This window comes from Sulfuracidifex tepidarius, assembly GCF_008326425.1.
In the GTDB taxonomy this organism is placed as follows: Archaea; Thermoproteota; Thermoprotei_A; order Sulfolobales; family Sulfolobaceae; genus Sulfuracidifex; species Sulfuracidifex tepidarius.
The window spans coordinates 1,009,662-1,027,135 of the sequence record NZ_AP018929.1; the positions used below are offsets into that span (position 1 = coordinate 1,009,662).

Sequence of the window (17,474 nt, forward strand, 5' to 3'; positions counted from 1 at the left end):
GCATGTCTTACATCATCTTAATCTTTTTCCTTTCATAGATGAAAAAGAAAAAGACGTTCACGTTTTAATCTATAAGCTAAAAACCTCCTTTTCATTAGGTGCACATTAACTTACTTTTACATTACGTAAAGATACCACTATTGTTTTCCCGTTAGGTAACTTTCTCCTTATGGTTATAGGCAACACGTCCCTCTTTAGCTCCCTTTCGGCAATTGATATAGAGTCGTTTGGCTCATCTGCCGAAAGATCTATCAGAGGCATAGCACCCATGGAGAGCTGGAGCGCCCTTGCACTTATTATCCTTGCTATTTCGTACTTTGTGAGCCTGCTTTTCCATAGCTCCTCGAATGCCTCATTGAAATCGAAAGTCAAAAGAACCACTTTTAATCCCATATAACTTCAGTTTTTAACGCTTCTGGTAGCTTAGTTTCCTCAGGCGGAGGATAGTAGACATCCTTCTTTAACACGTCTTGGACTGTGAAGACCAACCTACTGAGGGCTCTATCATCTACAACGCCCAGAATTCCCACCCTAGTTATCTTATCTTTCATTTCTCCCATACCTCTGCTGATCTCTATCCCTCTTTTCTTTAACTCAGATACCATGTACGAAACTGGAACTGGAGGAGTTGAAGCTACTACTGTATTGGAGAAGTTATCGTCCTCGCCTAAGTTCTCCATCCCTATTTTCTTGAAGATGTCCCTTAAGTATCTAGCAGAAGCGTCATGTCTCTTCCACCTCCTCTCCTTTCCTTCAATCTCCATCAGTTGGGAAGCCCTATAAGAAGCATAGAAAACTCCTACCGCTGGAGTGAAGGGAGTTTCCCTCTTATCCTGGAACTTGAGATGAGTTGCTACATCAACGTAGTGAGGAATATCTTCTCCCTTGAGCTCACCTATTCCTTCATCCGAGAGTGCGACGAAGCCTAGACCAGGAACTGAAGCAAGAGCTTTTTGGCTCCCAGTGGCCACGGCGTCTATTTTCCATTCTTTAACGTAAAGCTCATATGCGGCGAAACCTGAGACCGAATCTACCAAAAGCTTTCTTCCACTTCCCTTCACTAACTTCGCAACTTCACGTAGATTCCTCAGAGCAACACCAGTGCTGGTCTCGTTATGAACTAAAGCTACGGTTTCCGCGTCCTTGTGTTTATCAAGGAGATCTTCTATTTCTCCCAAGGAAGGGGTAGTCCCAGGGGATTTAGTTACGGACACCACGTTAGTTCCCCTCCTTTTCAGCGATTCCTCGAGTCTGTGCCCGAACTCACCGTAGGGTATGGTAATCACTTTCTCTCCTTTCCTTGTCATGGAAAACACCATTGACTCTACTGCGAGCGTACCTGAGCCGGAGAGGAGCGCTACCCTTTCAGCGCTGAAGAGTCTCTTTAACGAGGACTCTAAACCTTCAACTACTCTTCTGAATTCGTCCGATCTGTGGTTCACAACTCTGGAAGCCTCAAAGCTTACGCTCAGAGGAACGTTCACTGGGCCAGGTATAAGCATCATAGTTGTACACCTAGCTCTTTGATCGCCTCTATGAGGTTCTTTGTTGTAGTTACTGCTACCCTGTACTGAGCCTCCTTAGTTTGAGCACCTATGTGAGGAGTGATCAGAACTCTCTCATGTTTAGCCAACTTCACCTCCCAATCCTCCTTCGGAGGCTCGTGCCAAAACACGTCCGTAGCTAGAGTGAGCTTCTTCTCGTCTATATATTTCAATAAAGCTTTCCCGTCTATAGCTACAGCTCTACTCGTGTTCACAAGTATGGTTCCCTCTTTCATGGACTTGAATTGCTCCTCCGTAACTATCGGTTTAGCGTCCTTACCTACTGTCACATGGAATGAGATCACATCTGACTGTTTCACCAGTTCATCTATGGTTTTCACTGGAGTGACTCCCATTTTCTCAGACCTCTCTCTTATGTCAACTACATCATATGCGACTACTTTCATGTCAAGAGCTTGGCACACCCTAGCCACTTTCGTACCTATCCTTCCTAGACCTACTATTCCTATCGTCTTTCCTGCCAGTTCTATCCCTGGAAGCTTTTTGAAAGACCCAGACCTCACCATGTTTATTCCTTGGTATATTGGTCTAGCACCGAGTATCATCAGACCTATTGTGAGCTCTACTGCAGAGTCGGTAGAAGCACCTGGAGCGTAAACTATCTTTATATTCCTCTTTTCCGCTTCATCTACATCTATATTATCTAAACCTATTCCAGCCCTCGCTATTATCTTCAGGTTCTTTCCTCTTTCAATTATCTCCTTGTCTACTTTGGTTCTGCTCCTCACTACGATTACGTCGTACTTGTCTATTGTATTGACTAAAGTATTTCTCTCTATTTCTGGCTGATAATCTACTTTTATTCCTTTCTCTTGAAGCATCTGCAACATTACCTTATCCATCGGGTCTGTAATTAAAACCCTTAGATTATCCTTATTTATAGAACCTACTCTCTCCATGCTCTCCATCCTTATCACCTAGAAGGAGTTAGTATTTCCTTTATGATGAACATGAAAGTGAAGAAACAGACATCGAATCTCCATCTACTAAAATTTGAATCGATTCTTGAACTCTCCTCTCTTCGACTTGCTCCATTTTTATCGTTATACCATTACGGATCTAGTTAATATACTTTTATTTTACTTTAGTACTGTTTCCGTCTCTTCAAACCATATAAACAGATCTAATATTCCTAAATCTATACCTAAAGCGTTCGAAATAGAGCGAAGAACCGATTCCATCTGTAAATACCTATACTTAGTCATGGTCTTAAAGTTAAACGACAACCCCTGAGTCTTTAGAAAGGACAGGATATGTCTATCTATTATTGCAAGGTCGAAGTAGCCCACATTTCTAAGGAAGTGACTAGCTTCCTTATAGCCGAAACCAATGAAGTTCTTTACTATGTATTCTCTAGCCTTTCCTTGATCCTCGTCTGCTATCGGCTTCACCATGTCCCTTATGTGAGGTAATAGATGTCTGTTTTTCGTTATGAACCTAGCCTTCAGGTTTGGAAACCTATATCCACACCTCTTTAAGGAGAGGGCAACCTCATTTTCTTCCCCTTTCCACAGCGAATCCCAGGAGCACATTAACGAAAGGTAAGCTGAGACAAAGGATGAATTAGCTGTAAGCTGACATAATAGTAACTCTCTAGCCCAAACGTCATTTCCGGCCTTGTTATTCAACTTAAACTCTTCTGCTCTTTCTAGTACTCTTGCTCTTAGACTTGCGTTTTGAAGCAGACTTCTTAACACGTTTAACCCTCTTCACTTCTGTCTTTGAGGGCTGCTCAAGCCTAGTTGACTTAGGCTCCCTTATCTCCGACATTGTAATTATTTTAGTGCCCTCCGTTGTCTCTAAATAAATAAATGGAAACTCTGCTCCCACCTTTATACCGTAAACTAACGTTCCCTCCAGGTTGAAGAACAACATGGAAGCTACAGAGTCCGAAACAGAAGAGGGTACACCTATCTTGTTAACCAGGACAGGTTTAGGTAAGACGTAATCTGCATCTATCTTACCTGCATGAACTGATATCTCACCTTCATCCTTAACTAAAATTACCTCATTATCTTGTAATTGCTCAGGGACTTCCTCTACTTCTCTTTCCCCTTTTTTGATTAGAGTAATTACCACTAAACTGCCAGTGATGGGTTTAGGCTCTACCTTATACTCTTCCACCATTACCATAAATTCGTCTAAATACTAACGTTTTTTCTACTTAAAAATCCTCGTTAGTTGAGATCAGGTATAACAGAGGCATAATCATTTAAACTTAACACTTCATATAATTTGATCTTGTATGAGTCTGAGGAATAAGGGAAGTAACGCTTATGGCCATGTAGGATGGTTAACCGTAAAGTGCATAATATGCAACAGGTCCCTGCTCATAGGTACCGATGTGGTATACAAGTGCCCTAAATGTGAGAAGAAATATAAGGCTTACTTCTGCGAAGCAGACAAGAGAGGTCTCAAGGGAAAGTGTCCTTATTGTGGAAGTGAGCTAGTGCCAATGTTATGATGAACAAGTTTTTTGTAAATAACCAGTTAGTCATTACTTTCGATAATTCTAGAATTTTTGTAATGGATGTTAGCTTAGTTGTGGATAAGATACCTGAAGGAGAGAAAGTAGAGAACCTTGTTTATGTTGAAAAGGAGATAGAATTAAGAGATCTAACAATAAAGAAGTTAGTATATTGTAAAACAAAAATAGGATCTTATCTTTGTAATGTAATTGGAGAAATTAAGGAAAATGTGAAAATTGAACCCAATGAAATTTACTTAGAGGTTACAAACGAACTCTCTAAATTCATATGAAACCCCATTTTCTTTAACCTCTCGTTTATTTCCGAAATGACTGAAACAGCAAAGGACGCATCCTCGGCGTCTACCCTAAGGACAGTCTTTACGTCTTTTAGATTAGACACATTCATGTAAACTATTAGCATCGTGTTGCTATTAGGTGCACAGAGATAAGAAGCACCTACCTTTATGGTCTCGCATATCCCTTGAAAAAGGGAGTCCACCGAAGACATGAAATCCCTCATTTTCACAATGTCGTATTCTTCCATCACCTGAAACTCCAAAGAGAACATTTACCTCATCACCTCAAATTTACCTTCTTTACTGGAACCTTAAGATAGTCTAACACCTTCTTCACAGGATCAACGGACTTGGAGTCCCCTTCGACCCTCTTAAGCTTCAACTTCCTGTAATTCATAACGAGAACGACCTTGTTGTCTTTTAATTCTACTATTCTTCCTCTAACTTGACCTTTAATGTTCTTCTTTAAGGTTAAGTAAACCACAGTGCCCTTAGGAACTTCAACTATCTTCGATTCTCCTACCTTATAGGTAGATGGCAAATTTCTTCCAGAGGAAGTGGAAAGGTCTACAATCAGGTTGTTTTCCACTTGAAAAAGGAAACTTCTTATTGCGTGTTTACCGCTCTTGCTTTTTGAGTTGTCTAAAATGACCTCCAACAGCTCAGAACTCGCCACTTCGCATCAACCTCAACGACTCAGAGATTCCTTGTAAGTCAATTTTATCCTCTAAATAGGCATCTATAAGTACATCGTTTTTCATTAACGTCTTCATCATAACCTTCCTCATTGAGGGCTTAGCTGACATGTAAGCATTGAGGAGAATACTCTGTATCTTTATTCTACCCTCAATCACCTTCAGTTCGCGATCTAAGGAAGTTGAGACGTCTTTCCCGCGGATCAAAGCTTGGAACGCCCTCTCTGCTGAAATGGCAGAAGGCCTAATCCCCTCTCCACTTAAAGGGAAAACTAAACCTCTTGCTTCGCCTATTCTGTTTCCTTTCTCCTTAGGTCTTTCTACGGAAATCGGAGCGCCTCTTATATCAAGAAGCTTATAACCTTCAAAGTGATCTTTCAAATAATCCAGAAGGAGCTCTCTCGAATTTTTGTATTCTAAAAATCCAGCTCCTATATTGTACTCTCCTTCCTTGCTGGGGAAAATCCAGTAGAAACCTGTGTACTTACTCGAGAACTCGAAAACTGCAGTGTCGTCGAATTTCTCCGTCCTTATTATAGCCCTAGTAGTGTAAACCACTTTCCTGTCCATAGGATAAGGTCCGCGGCTATCTACCACGACGTCATACCTCTCTGGCTTAGGAGGTTCAATCGTAATTTTATGAGGAATTTTATCTCGCATTGAATTTATCCATTTCCACTTATCAATTACTAACCACTTCGGGTTACGATAACTTACGTCGTAAATTTTCTCGCCGTCGACAAGAAACGCGAACCTCTTTATCTCGTAGTCCACGTCCCATCCTTTAGGTGGATCGTAAACGTTTGGAACTATGTCTCCACAAGGTTTCACATAACTTCCCTTTATGTCGAATATCTCAACTTCGTTCCCCGAATTGTTTAGAAGGTAAGCTAGTAGAGAACCCGCTACTCCGCCTCCTCTTATAGCAACTTTCATATCTACAACTCAACGGAGAGGAATAAATTAAATGCTTAAATATCCTGCAACATGATGGAGATACATCAATTGAGGTGACACTTTCTGATAAGTCAAGAAGAAATAATTAAAAAGATGGAGGAATGGCCCAAGCACTACTCACCTAAAGAAATTGAAGAGAAATGGCAGAAAATATGGCTTAGTGAGGAAATGTGGAAGGAAGTCTTCAGGTTCAAAGAGGAAGAGAAAGGGAAGGAATCATTCGTGATAGATACGCCTCCGCCTTTCACCAGCGGAGAGCTTCACATGGGTCATGCATATTGGGTAAGCATAGCTGATTGCATAGCGAGGTTCAGGAGGATTCAAGGTTACAACGTCCTTCTTCCTCAGGGTTGGGACACTCAGGGATTACCCACTGAACTGAAAGTGCAATATAAGTTAAGGATACCGAAGGAGAACAGAGAGCTGTTCCTAAAGAAGTGCGTTGAATGGACTGAGGAAATGATAACTAAAATGAAGGGCGCCATGATAAGACTAGGGTACAGACCTGAATGGGAAAGGTTTGAATACAAAACTTACGAGACAACCTACAGGAAGGCAGTCCAAAGGAGCTTGTTAGACATGTTCAAAGCGGGGAAAATTGAAGTTAGAGATGGACCGGTATATTGGTGCCCGAAATGCGAGACAGCACTAGCCCTAAGCGAGGTGGGTTACATTGAAAGGGAAGGTATAATAGCCCATGTCAATTTCCCCTTGAAGGACGGTGGTTATATTACAATAGCGACCACAAGGCCTGAGCTTATAGGAGCTACTCAGGCAGTAGCAGTGAACCCCGAGGACGAAAGATATAAGACCCTGATAGGGAAAACAGCGATCATCCCATTGTTCAATAAGGAAGTGAAAATAATAGCAGAGGAGAGCGTAGAGAAAGACTTCGGAACTGGAGCAGAGATGATAAGCACCTACGGAGACCCTCAAGACATAAAGGTGAAGTTGAAACATAACCTGCCCTCAGTTGAAATGATAGATGAAAGAGGAAGAATGAAGGGAACCGGAATAGTCGACGGGCTGAAAGTTGAGGAAGCCAGGAAAAAGATAGTTCAACTACTAAAAGAGAAGGGCTTTCTGGTGAAGGTTGAGAACATAAAACATAACGTAATAGCACACACCGAGAGAAGCGACTGTATGTCTCCTATAGAATTCTTAACTAAGAAACAGATATATATCAAGGTATTAGATGATAAACAAAAATTATTAGAAAAATATAGATCAATGAAGTTCATGCCCCAGAGAATGTCTTACTATCTCGAGACATGGATAACGAGTTTGGAATGGGACTGGGACATAAGTAGACAGAGACTTTACGGTACTCCAATACCTTTCTGGTACTGTAAAAATAACCACTTAGTGCCGGCAAAGGAGGAGGACTTACCGATAGACCCTAACAACTCTCCTCCGCCTACAGATAGATGTCCAATATGCGGAGAGCAGCTTTACCCAGTGAAGGACGTGGCTGACGTTTGGATAGACTCAAGCATAAGCGCCCTCTACGTTTCAGGTTACTTTACCGATAAGGAAAGGTTCTCCAGGTCGTTCCCCGTTTCGATAAGGCTTCAAGGAACTGACATCATAAGAACTTGGCTTTTCTATACGTTTTTCAGAACTCTTTCCCTAACAGGTAACGTTCCTTTCAGGGAAGTGTTAGTCAACGGCCAAGTCCTCGGACCAGACGGTACCAGAATGAGCAAGAGCAAAGGGAATACAGTATCTCCCCTCGACAAGATAGACGAAATGGGGGCAGATGCCATAAGGCTGACTTTGTTGGATGCATCAATAGGAGATGATTTCCCATTCAAATGGGAAAAGGTGAAAGCTAAGAAAACTATGCTACAGAAGTTATGGAACGCAAGCAGGCTTCTCTATCCCTTCCTGAAAGAAAACAAGGTAGATTTAGATAAGGTGAGACCCGAGAACTTAATCGACAAGTGGATATTACAGGAACATAAGAAGTTCGTCCTGAGCTCAATAGCAGCTTACGACAGATATGACTTCTACGTCGTAATTCAGCAATTCTACGACTACTTCTGGGAGATCATAGCTGACGAGTATCTGGAGATGATAAAGCATAGGCTTTTTGAAAACGATCAGGTTGTCCTAGCTATAATAAGTAAGATCTTGAAGGACTTGATAGTAATCTTACATCCCATAGCACCTCACATAACTGAGGAGATCTACTCTAGGCTATACGGTGACAAGAAGAGCGTCTTGTTAGAGTCTCTCCCTGACGTGAGCTTCATCCCTGACGACAACGAAGCGTTGGAGAAGGGCAAGATAATAAAGAGGTTCTCCTCCATGGTGAGGACTTCTAAAGTTGCTAACAAGCTAGCTATGCCGACTCCCGTAGATGTCAAGTTCTACGGTGATGAAAAGTCAGTGTCAGTGTTAAGAGAAGTTGAGGAGGACTTGAAGAAGACACTAAAAATAGAGAAAATAGAGTATTTTAACAATAATGAGGAGAAAGTTGAGATCTCAGTCCATGGGAGTTAAGCTCATCCCTCGCTTTGTAATCTCTCATCAACGAACTCTGCTATTTTCTTAACTCCTTCTTTTATGTCTTGTTCTTTAACTGCGAAACTTAACCTGACGTGGTCTTTCCCTACGTCTTTGGGGAAAACCTCTCCCGGTATAGTGATGACTCCCTTGGACTTGATCAACTCTACTGAAAAGTCCTTTATTTCCATGCCCATGGCCCTAAGTAGATCTCCCATGTAAGGGAACATATAGAAAGCACCTTGAGGTTTTATGACCTTGATCTTCTTAACCTTCTGAAGCTCGCTATACATAACGTCACGTCTCTTCCTGAAGAGCTCTATCATGTCTTTTACTTCATCAAAAGAGTCAAATGACGCTATGGCTCCCTTTTGGGCGAAGCTGGTGGCACATGTATAAATGTTCCCCGCTAACACTCCCATCTTTTTGATTATGTCCTCCCTTGCAGCAACGTAACCTAGCCTCCACCCTGTCATAGAGAAGGTCTTGCTGAAGCCGTTAATGTAAATTACGTAGTCCTTCCAATCTGGGTCTTCGAGCGCACTCTTCATCTTTCCTTCATACACGAAGTTATCGTAAATCTCGTCCGACATTAGGATTATTTTCCTTTCTTTCGATATTTCCATAATCCTTTCAATTTCGTGGGGATCGAAAAGCGAACCGGTGGGATTGTGAGGGTTATTGATCACTATCATCTTAGTCCTCGGCGTTATGAGTTCTTCAAGGGATTTCAGGTCGTGAGAGAAACCGTTCTCTCTCATGTTGAGCCTCAGAAAGACAGGCTTGGCGCCCAGAAGCCTGATGACCTCGGCGTACGAATAGAAAGAAGGATCGTCCACTATTACCTCGTCACCAGGGTTCACGAAGAGGATGAAACCTAGAAATAAAGCCGTTTTCGCTCCTGGTGTCACAATCACGTTGTCCTTCTTCACGTCACCGTATCGATTTAAGTATTGGGCTATCTTCTCCCTCAACTCGTCTATCCCAAGGGCCGGAGTGTACCCAGTGAAGCCGTCTTGAAGGGCTGTTATGGCGCTATCTCTTATCCTCTTGAAGGTAACCAAGTCGGGTTGCCCTATGCCGAAGTTAATAGTCTTAATTCCTTTTTCCTTACTTACTTTCCTCGCTATTTCCTGATAAACTAGGGTAGACTCACCTGCTAGTTCCTGCACATTGGATGCGAAATTAAAGGACACAGGAAAGGTTTATTTTACTTCATATAAATTCTTTGATTTTCTCTGGCTCTCTCATCAAGAAAGAACCTATCAGAAAGGCGTCAGCACCAGCTTTCTTAAGCTCGAGAATTTGATCCCTGCTTTGGATCCCGCTCTCAGCTACCTTTATCACGTCCTTAGGAGCAGAGGCAATGAGTTCCCTCTGCTTGTCGTGGTCGATCTCGAGCGTGACCAGATTCCTAGAGTTAAAGCCAATTAACTTAGCTCCGCACCTTAGAGCTATATCAAGGTCGTCTTTGTCGTGAACTTCTACAAGAGCTTCCATTTTGAAACTTCTGACGTATTCTATTAAACCTTCCAACTCCCTTTCTGTGAGTACTCTTACTATCAAGAGCACGAAGTCCGCACCAAGGTTGTAACCGCTGTCCACTTGACTCTCAGAGACCACGAAGTCCTTCATGAGGATCGGTATGTCTACCACGTCTGCAATAGACCTCAGTAAGTCGTAAGATCCCTTGAAGAACTTCTCCTCTGTAAGGACACTGATCCCTACAGCGTAGTTTCTCATGAACTTAGCGTAAGCTACCGGGTCGCCTTCTGCGGAAAACCCTGAAGGAGAATTTCTCTTGAACTCGGCTATTATAGAGTTTATGTTGTTCCTTTGGAATTCCATTATCCTTTCAATAATATTGTATATTGGTCTCCTCCTTTCTGTTGAAATATACCCCCTTTTCATCGAGTTCTCTACGACGTCCTTGAGCCATCCTTGCAGATACCTAGGCATCACATTACCCTATTAAGAAAATTAAAAAATATTTTGCGCCCCACTTCTGTCCCTACGCTTTCAGGATGGAACTGAACTCCAAAGATGTTAAATTTAGAGTGATGAACTGCCATTATCTCACCGTCCTCTGAAATGGCGTCTACTATCAAAGGTTCCTTTACGTCGTCAATTACCAAGCTATGGTATCTGGTACCATTGAAGGTGTTAGGTATGCCAGCAAAGATTGGAACGTCATTCCCTAAGAGCCTTATCTCACTCACCTTACCATGGTAGACCTTTCTGGCTTTCCTTATTTTAGCGCCATAAACGTAGCCTATTGTCTGATGACCTAGACAGACACCTAATATCGGGGTTCCTTCCTCCCCCATGTCTTTAATTACATCTGATACTATACCTATGTCTTCCTTTTTCTCCGGGGTACCAGGGCCGGGGGATATGATGATCTTATCTGGGGATATTCTTCTCACCCCTGAGAGCGTTATTTCATCGTTCCTAACAACTATCGGAGTGGAGCCTAACTCTCCTACAGCTTGGGCTATGTTGTAGACGAAACTATCGTAGTTGTCTATGATCAGTACTAGATCACTCATTTGAACTCACCTATTATCTTCTTCAAAGCCATCATCTTGTACTCCGTTTCCTTGTACTCAGACTCGGGCTGTGAGTCGTAAACTATCCCAGCCCCTGCTTGTATCCTTAACAAATCACGGTTGAAGAATGCTGTCCTTATGTTGATTGCGAACTCGGCACTCCCGTCTGCAGAGAAGAAACCTACTGCACCTGCGTAAGGTCCCCTACGATACTCCTCTAGCGACGAGATCATCTCCATGGCTATCGGCTTAGGAGCTCCGCTCACGGTACCTGCAGGAAACATAGCCTTCAGCACATCGCTGGCTTGAAACCTCTTGCTAGCAGTTCCCACTACCTTTGACACTATGTGCTGGACATGACTGTATTTCTCTACATACATTAGCTCTGGAACCTTCACTGTCCCAGACACTGAGACCTTCCCCACATCGTTCCTGGCTAGGTCTACCAGCATAAGGTGCTCTGCTCTCTCTTTCTCTGAAGATAGAAGTTCCTTTTCCAAAGCGAAGTCCTTGTCTGGGTCTTCTCCTCTAGGTCTGGTCCCAGCTATAGGATAGGTCTCTATTATCCCGTTCTGTAGCCTGAAGAGGAGCTCTGGGCTTGAACCTACCAAACCTCTATCGCCGAATTTCAGGTAGAACATATAGGGTGATGGATTGACTTCCCTTAACTTAGCGTAAAAGTTAAGCAGGCTTCCTTGGAAGGTGTACCTATAGAACCTTGAAAGCACAACCTGGAATGCGTAGCCGTTTCTGATTTGTTCCAGAATTTGCTTGACCCCAGCCTCGTAATCCTTTTGCTTCAAGGACTCGTCGAGGTCTTTTACCTTGAAATCCTTGGTCATGTTACCAGCAGGAGGTAGGTCTCCCTCCACGTAAACCTTACCTGATTCATGGTCATAGACAACTAGATTTTCAGGCATGAAGAACTCTGCATAAGGCCACTTTTCGCTCTCAGGCAAAGAGTCTATCCTCGTTCTCTCCCAGAACTTTACCGCGTCGTAACTCACGTAACCTAGCAAGCCTCCCTTAAAGAGACCTGGAATATTCCTGGTCTTTGCGCTGTTTAAGATAGAGCGGATTTCCTTAGCTGGATCTCCTTCTATTGAGTATTTCCTCCCTCCCCAAGCAACAACGCTGTACCTAGCTTTATACTGAGGACCGCTAACGCTCTCCAGTAAGCCTATTAGCTCTTCCTCTTTCTCTAGCTTGGAAAACAGAGATATTGGAGAAGGAAAGTCTGAAATTCTATACTCCATTTCTCACGGCCTCTTTAATTTTCATTACTTTATCATGGTCTTTCTTTCCAGGATAAGACTCTACACCGCTTGATACATCTATCCATCCTGGGTTCAGGCGGACGAAGTCCATCACGTTGAGGGGCGTTATTCCTCCCGCTACCCCGGCTTCGGGGAAAACATCTAGAATCTCTTTGGCTACCTTAAACGAAGTCTTCTCTCCCTTTCTCGGGGAGTCAACCAAAATGTTCTTAACGCCTGCTGAAGCCAGATCTTTGAGATATTCCTTACCTTCTTCTGACGCTGGAACGTAGAAAATGAAGTTGGAAATGTTCAAGGTAGTAAGGGAAGAGATCTCCTCTAAAGAGAGGACTCTGTGAACCTGAAGCATGTCTTCCGCTTGCAGAGAGAGACTCCCTCTTACGGTTACTCCTACCACTGGTTTATCCACCTTTGACTTCACTATCCTGTTGAACTCCCTCTTGGCGAAGCGAGGACTCGACGGCTCGTTCACTATTCCTATCATATCTATGCCTATTTGGCTGAGGAAGACTGCGTCGTCCAGAGTCGCAACACCGCATATCTTCACTTTCATTGTAATCTACCTAACATGTCATTGAGTTTTGAAGGGTTCCCGTGACTTTGTATGATAACTTTAAGCCTAGAAGGCAACTCCTCCAATAGAGACTGAGCCATTTCGTATCCGTCCTTCATGTCTTTCACCTTGTCAAGCAGAAACAGCTCAACTGCTATGTTAGCTTTGAGGAAAGCTGAGACTTCGTTGTCTTTCCCAAAAGACGCTCTCAGTATCTTCATGGCGGACTCCTCAGCTGAAGATGCGGTCACATGCTTGAGTTCTATGGGCTTTATACCAAGCTCTTCTGGAGTTATTTCATAGTCGGTCACTTTCCCTTCTTTCAAGACCTTCATGAAAGTTTTACCTGAGACGCTCACTTCATCTATGCCAGGCTCTCCATGAACGAGAATGAGCCTTTCGTAACCCAGAAGTTTCGCTGCGTCAATAAGAACGTCCATATATTCCCTTGAAAACACGCCTATTACTTGCCTTCTGACTGAAGCTGGATTCGTGAAAGGCCCCAACACATTGAACAGAGTCCTGATTCCCAGACTCTTCCTGACTACAGCTACGTTCCTCATCGCTGGGTGGTAAACCTGGGCAAATAGGAACACGAAATTTACCTTGCTCACTATTTCGCTCACTTCCCCTGGCTTCACATTTATGTCGTAACCGAAAGCCTCAAGTACGTCAGCGCTTCCACTGCTACTACTTACAGCTCTGTTCCCGTGTTTGAAGACAGGGACTAAAGTGCTCATCGCCACCGCTGACGCTGTGCTCACGTTTACTGTATTCATCCCATCTCCTCCAGTTCCAGCTGTGTCCAAACCCTCTGGTTTTCCTTCTACTTTGACCATAAATGACCTCATAGATCTGGCGAATCCAGCTATTTCCTCAGCTTTCTCTCCCTTCATCCTCAAAGCAACTAACAGCCCGGCCATCAACGATTCGGTTAACTCACCCTTCATGAACTTGTTACCTAAAGAGAAAGCTTCCTCTTCGCTCAAGTCCTTCCTTTCCACTAACCTCTTGAGTTCAGAACTCATCAAGAACCGACCTTAATTTTATAACCAGATCTATAGCTTGTTTCACACCTCCGTTATCAATAGCTTGTATGAAAGCAGTGCCTATTGCTGCACCGTCCGCACCGGCCTTCAAAGCTTTCCTGAGGTCGTTCTCGTCAGAAAGGCCGAACCCCACTACTAACTTGTTGTCCACTAGATTTCTCACTCTAGTTACCAGAGACGACACAGTTATAGGTAAGGGTATTCCAGTCGTAGGCCTTACACCGTAATAAAGGAAGAGATCTGACTGTCTGGAGACCTGCAATATCATCTTATCAGGCACAGAAGGTGCGGTGAATATTACGTTATTTAATCCCTTCTCTCTAACTCTGGTTGAATATGTCTGATAGTCATCAACGAAATCGATCAGCAGGTCTGGAAAGAGAACCCCGTCTAGACCAGCTCTCTTCAACTTGCATAGAAAATCGTCTAACTCCTGCACCCAATCTTCCAAGTAAGTGAGGGCTATAGCTTTAGTTCCACCTATCACCTTCCTTGTCTCAGGAAGGAAACTCCACAAGTCGAATTTACCTGCGACTTTCTCATAACTCTTCCTGATCACGGGTCCGTCATACTTGGCATACTTAGGTGGAATCCCTATCTCAAGTATATCAGCTCCGTTCTTTACTGCTTCCTCCATGAACTCAAGGTATCTCTCGTTGTCTGGATATCCAAGTGTCATGTATACTACTAACATCTTATCTTTGCTCGTTGCTCGTCACCCTCTTCATCATTGAGTCGTAGTTTGGAAGATCTAGAAGCCCGTGACCGCTCAGGTTAAACACTATCACCTCCTTCCTATTAGCTCTCTTTGCCTCCAACGCCTCTTCAATTACAGCTCTTATAGCGTGAGATGACTCTGGAGCGGGGACTATACCTTGTGTCCTCATGAACATTTGTGCAGCCTCAAATATCTGATTCTCGTTATATTCTCTCCAACCCACTATTCCTTCTTTCATTAGCAAGCTAAGAGAAGGCGCTGCTCCGTGGTATCTCAGTCCTCCTGCATATATAGGCGGAGGGACGTAACTGTTTCCCATGGTAATCATCTTCACTAACGGGAGTAGCCCCGCGCTATCAGGGAAGTCATATTTGTATTCTCCAGTACTAAACTTAGGAATTTCAGCCGAAGCTACTGCTATGTATTTCTTACCCCTACCGTTTCCTATGAACGGAAAAGAGAAACCACCGAAGTTGCTTCCTCCTCCTACGCATCCTATAAGTACATCAGGTTCTTCTCCCAGCTCGTCCAACTGAGCTATGGTCTCCTGTCCTATCACACTCTGGTGTAAAATGACCACGTCAAGGACGCTTCCTACTAGGTATTTGAGGTGATGGTCGAGGGCATATTCGATTGCTTCACTCATAGCTATACCTAAAGACCCAGGGTGATTAGGGTTCTCTTTTCTTACTTTCTTTCCGAACTCTGTCAGATCCGTGGGACTCGGGTATACTTCTCCTCCGTAAAGTTGCATGATGCTCTTCCTCATTGGCTTCTGTTCGTAGCTGACTTTCACCATGAATACTGTAGACTTCATACCATACATCGTTGCAGACAACGCGGTCGCTGTACCCCACTGGCCAGCTCCAGTCTCAGTAACAACGTGTTCTATTCCTTCTTCTCTTGCAAAGTAAGCTTGTGGAAGAGCAGTGTTTATCTTGTGTGACCCTGTTGGCGTAGCGCCCTCATACTTGAAGTATATCTTAGCTGGTGTGCCCAGATATTCCTCGAGCCTCCTTGCCCTAAGTAAAGGAGTAGGCCTTCCTATGGCTAAGTACCTTTCTCTAACCTCCTCGGGAATCTTTATGTATCTCTCTATCGTCAATTGTTGTCTCAGAACTTCCTTTGGGAGAATTGTTCTTAATAGATCTATCCTAGAGAACTCAGCCCCTAGGGGATCCCTAGGAGGAGGCAAAGGTTTAGGAAGATCTGGTATTATATTATACCAATACTTTGGAAGAATTTCTTCTGCGTTATTTACCATTGGTGTATCATATACACCTACCACTACCATTAAAAACGTCAGCTTTTATAAAGTTTAATATATCTTGAAATCGTTGAACTCTCCTTTATAGTCACAGAAGGAATGTTCAACCCTTTCCACAACCGAGGCTGGAGGGCCGTCTCTAAGATATTCAAGAAGCCTCGAAAGTGATTCCTCATGTCCTTCTGCTATCACCTCTACCGTACCGTCGGGAAGGTTCTTAGCATACCCTTTAAGCCCAAGCCTCATCGCATTGACCTTAACGAAGTTCCTGAAACCTACTTTTTGTACCTTACCATAAACTCTGGCGTTTAGCCTCTTTAACACGAAATCACCTCAGAGTCGCTCCACTTCTTCACTTATCCGTTCTAAGGTCTCATCACTTAAATATATTTTATACAGCTCACATTAAAGTGTGATGATAAAGGTAGCTATAGCTGGACTAGGAAATTGCGCTTCAATGCTAATTCAGGGTATAGAATTCTATAAGAAGATGGGAAAAGATTACACTAAAGGGCTCATAACTCCAGTTATTGGAGGTTATAGAATAACTGATATTCAAGTGGTTGCTGCTTTTGACGTATCTAAGGATAAGATAGGTAAGGATATATCTGAGGCTATATTTCAAAAGCCTAACATTACTCCTAAGATAACTGACGTTGAGATGAAAGGAGTGAAGGTACTACCTGGACCTGTTGAGGACGGAGTAGCACCTCACATGAGGGAAGTCTTCGATCCTTCAACTGACGGTAAATTTGAGGAAGTTGCAGACACGCTGAAGGAAACCAAGGCCGATATATTAGTAAATATGCTTCCAGTAGGTAGTGAGAAAGCCTCTAGGCTTTACGCTAGAGCATCACTCGAAGCTAATGTGGGTTTCGTGAACGCCATCCCAGTCTTCATAGCCAGTGATCCCACTGGGGAATTTCCGAGATTGTTTGCACAGAAGGGGATCCCAATAGCTGGTGACGACGTGAAAAGCCAAGTGGGAGCAACTATATTTCATAGATCTATAACATCCCTTTTCATGATGAGGGGAGTGTCAGTAGATGAAACGTATCAGCTCAACGTGGGAGGAAACACAGACTTCTTGAACATGAAGACTGAAGAAAGGTTACATTCTAAGAGAATAAGCAAAACTAAGGCTGTAACAAGCACGCTAGAAAACGAGGACATAGAAAAGGAAGGCAAGATAAGGATCGGTCCTAGCGACTATATACCTTTCCTGGGTAATACGAAGGTTGCGTACATCTACGTGAAAGGACAAGGATTCGCCGGAATGCCGATCAAAGTCGAGGCTTCATTGGAAGTAGACGATAAATCTAACTGTGCTGCAGTCTTGGTCGACGTTATAAGGGCAGTCAAGCTTGCTAAAGATAGAGGGATAGGAGGCCCTCTAAATGACGTTTCAGCTTTTTACTTCAAACACCCTCCAGTTCAGGCAAAGAATGATGAAGAAGCACGTGATAAATTCAAAAGATTCATTGAAATGTGAAATATGCTGGGAGAACGACTCAAAACATTGTTGCAAAATATGCGGAAGGAAAGTCTGCGAAGAGGACTTCAACAAGGA

At 43.3% G+C, this 17,474-nt stretch carries 21 protein-coding genes; 4 read left to right on the forward strand and 17 right to left on the reverse strand.

Annotated features, from left to right (window positions below; all coding sequences use genetic code 11):
• Positions 1-105: 105 nt before the first annotated feature.
• From IC007_RS04720 to IC007_RS04740, 5 genes are all read right to left on the reverse strand, one after another.
• On the reverse strand, positions 106-372 hold the full coding sequence (locus IC007_RS04720; RefSeq protein WP_370685805.1) for a DNA-directed RNA polymerase subunit K: 267 nt from the start codon (positions 370-372) through the stop codon (positions 106-108).
• Positions 373-383: 11 nt separating this feature from the next.
• On the reverse strand, positions 384-1,505 hold the full coding sequence (locus IC007_RS04725) for a pyridoxal-phosphate-dependent aminotransferase family protein (protein WP_149528442.1): 1,122 nt from the start codon (positions 1,503-1,505) through the stop codon (positions 384-386).
• Positions 1,502-2,473 (reverse strand): NAD(P)-dependent oxidoreductase, encoded by a 972-nt coding sequence (locus IC007_RS04730; RefSeq protein WP_054845727.1) that lies wholly within the window; start codon positions 2,471-2,473, stop codon positions 1,502-1,504. The genes IC007_RS04725 and IC007_RS04730 overlap by 4 nt, the downstream gene beginning before the upstream one ends.
• 171 nt (positions 2,474-2,644) lie before the next feature.
• Positions 2,645-3,262 (reverse strand): N-glycosylase/DNA lyase, encoded by a 618-nt coding sequence (locus IC007_RS04735; RefSeq protein ID WP_054845501.1) that lies wholly within the window; start codon positions 3,260-3,262, stop codon positions 2,645-2,647.
• On the reverse strand, positions 3,195-3,698 hold the full coding sequence (locus IC007_RS04740; protein ID WP_054845502.1) for a hypothetical protein: 504 nt from the start codon (positions 3,696-3,698) through the stop codon (positions 3,195-3,197). The genes IC007_RS04735 and IC007_RS04740 overlap by 68 nt, the downstream gene beginning before the upstream one ends.
• 112 nt (positions 3,699-3,810) lie before the next feature.
• Here IC007_RS04740 and IC007_RS04745 point away from each other — a divergent pair, with 112 nt between their 5' ends.
• Together IC007_RS04745 and IC007_RS04750 are read left to right on the forward strand one after the other, a co-directional pair.
• Positions 3,811-4,029 (forward strand): hypothetical protein, encoded by a 219-nt coding sequence (locus tag IC007_RS04745; RefSeq protein WP_054845503.1) that lies wholly within the window; start codon positions 3,811-3,813, stop codon positions 4,027-4,029.
• Positions 4,026-4,325, forward strand: a complete 300-nt coding sequence (locus tag IC007_RS04750) for a hypothetical protein (RefSeq protein ID WP_054845504.1) — start codon at positions 4,026-4,028, stop codon at positions 4,323-4,325. The genes IC007_RS04745 and IC007_RS04750 overlap by 4 nt, the downstream gene beginning before the upstream one ends.
• On the opposite strand, the gene IC007_RS04755 is transcribed toward IC007_RS04750, so the two are convergent.
• From IC007_RS04755 to IC007_RS04765, 3 genes are read right to left on the reverse strand one after another with little or no spacing between them, the layout of a single operon-like run.
• Positions 4,286-4,603 (reverse strand): hypothetical protein, encoded by a 318-nt coding sequence (locus IC007_RS04755; protein ID WP_054845505.1) that lies wholly within the window; start codon positions 4,601-4,603, stop codon positions 4,286-4,288. The genes IC007_RS04750 and IC007_RS04755 overlap by 40 nt on opposite strands.
• Before the next feature lie 8 nt (positions 4,604-4,611).
• Positions 4,612-5,007, reverse strand: a complete 396-nt coding sequence (locus tag IC007_RS04760; protein WP_232049024.1) for a hypothetical protein — start codon at positions 5,005-5,007, stop codon at positions 4,612-4,614.
• Entirely contained in the window at positions 4,994-5,962 is a 969-nt protein-coding gene (locus IC007_RS04765) for an NAD(P)/FAD-dependent oxidoreductase (protein ID WP_054845506.1), read from the reverse strand. The genes IC007_RS04760 and IC007_RS04765 overlap by 14 nt, the downstream gene beginning before the upstream one ends.
• Positions 5,963-6,076: 114 nt before the next feature.
• Here IC007_RS04765 and IC007_RS04770 point away from each other — a divergent pair, with 114 nt between their 5' ends.
• Positions 6,077-8,488 carry a valine--tRNA ligase gene (locus IC007_RS04770; protein ID WP_084739656.1) on the forward strand — a complete coding sequence of 804 codons (2,412 nt, stop codon included), beginning with the start codon at positions 6,077-6,079 and terminating at the stop codon, positions 8,486-8,488.
• Positions 8,489-8,490: 2 nt separating this feature from the next.
• Here the strand turns inward: IC007_RS04770 and IC007_RS04775 are convergent, their stop codons facing one another.
• Genes IC007_RS04775 through IC007_RS04815 form a run of 9 tightly spaced genes read right to left on the reverse strand, consistent with a single transcriptional unit; the run spans position 8,491 to position 16,228 of the window.
• A complete protein-coding gene (locus IC007_RS04775; protein ID WP_167747980.1) occupies positions 8,491-9,687 on the reverse strand; it encodes a pyridoxal phosphate-dependent aminotransferase in 1,197 nt (398 codons plus the stop codon).
• 19 nt (positions 9,688-9,706) lie between these two features.
• Positions 9,707-10,450: an indole-3-glycerol phosphate synthase TrpC gene (gene trpC, locus IC007_RS04780; RefSeq protein WP_054845508.1), complete on the reverse strand. Its 744-nt coding sequence runs from the start codon at positions 10,448-10,450 to the stop codon at positions 9,707-9,709.
• Positions 10,450-11,040 carry an anthranilate synthase component II gene (locus IC007_RS04785; RefSeq protein WP_054845509.1) on the reverse strand — a complete coding sequence of 197 codons (591 nt, stop codon included), beginning with the start codon at positions 11,038-11,040 and terminating at the stop codon, positions 10,450-10,452. The genes trpC and IC007_RS04785 overlap by 1 nt, the downstream gene beginning before the upstream one ends.
• Complete coding sequence (locus IC007_RS04790) at positions 11,037-12,296, reverse strand: anthranilate synthase component I (protein WP_054845510.1); 1,260 nt, start codon at positions 12,294-12,296, stop codon at positions 11,037-11,039. Before IC007_RS04790 ends, IC007_RS04785 begins: the two co-directional genes overlap by 4 nt.
• Positions 12,286-12,870 carry a phosphoribosylanthranilate isomerase gene (locus tag IC007_RS04795; RefSeq protein WP_054845511.1) on the reverse strand — a complete coding sequence of 195 codons (585 nt, stop codon included), beginning with the start codon at positions 12,868-12,870 and terminating at the stop codon, positions 12,286-12,288. The genes IC007_RS04790 and IC007_RS04795 overlap by 11 nt, the downstream gene beginning before the upstream one ends.
• Positions 12,867-13,898: an anthranilate phosphoribosyltransferase gene (gene trpD / locus IC007_RS04800; RefSeq protein WP_054845512.1), complete on the reverse strand. Its 1,032-nt coding sequence runs from the start codon at positions 13,896-13,898 to the stop codon at positions 12,867-12,869. Before trpD ends, IC007_RS04795 begins: the two co-directional genes overlap by 4 nt.
• A complete protein-coding gene (gene trpA / locus IC007_RS04805; RefSeq protein ID WP_054845513.1) occupies positions 13,888-14,613 on the reverse strand; it encodes a tryptophan synthase subunit alpha in 726 nt (241 codons plus the stop codon). The genes trpD and trpA overlap by 11 nt, the downstream gene beginning before the upstream one ends.
• 1 nt (position 14,614) lies before the next feature.
• Positions 14,615-15,901: a TrpB-like pyridoxal phosphate-dependent enzyme gene (locus tag IC007_RS04810; protein ID WP_054845729.1), complete on the reverse strand. Its 1,287-nt coding sequence runs from the start codon at positions 15,899-15,901 to the stop codon at positions 14,615-14,617.
• Between the two features lie 54 nt (positions 15,902-15,955).
• Positions 15,956-16,228 (reverse strand): acylphosphatase, encoded by a 273-nt coding sequence (locus IC007_RS04815; protein WP_054845514.1) that lies wholly within the window; start codon positions 16,226-16,228, stop codon positions 15,956-15,958.
• Positions 16,229-16,319: 91 nt separating this feature from the next.
• On the opposite strand from IC007_RS04815, the gene IC007_RS04820 reads away from it, so the two are divergent.
• Positions 16,320-17,396, forward strand: coding sequence for an inositol-3-phosphate synthase (locus IC007_RS04820; protein WP_149528444.1), 1,077 nt, complete (start codon positions 16,320-16,322; stop codon positions 17,394-17,396).
• Positions 17,397-17,474: the final 78 nt, after the last annotated feature.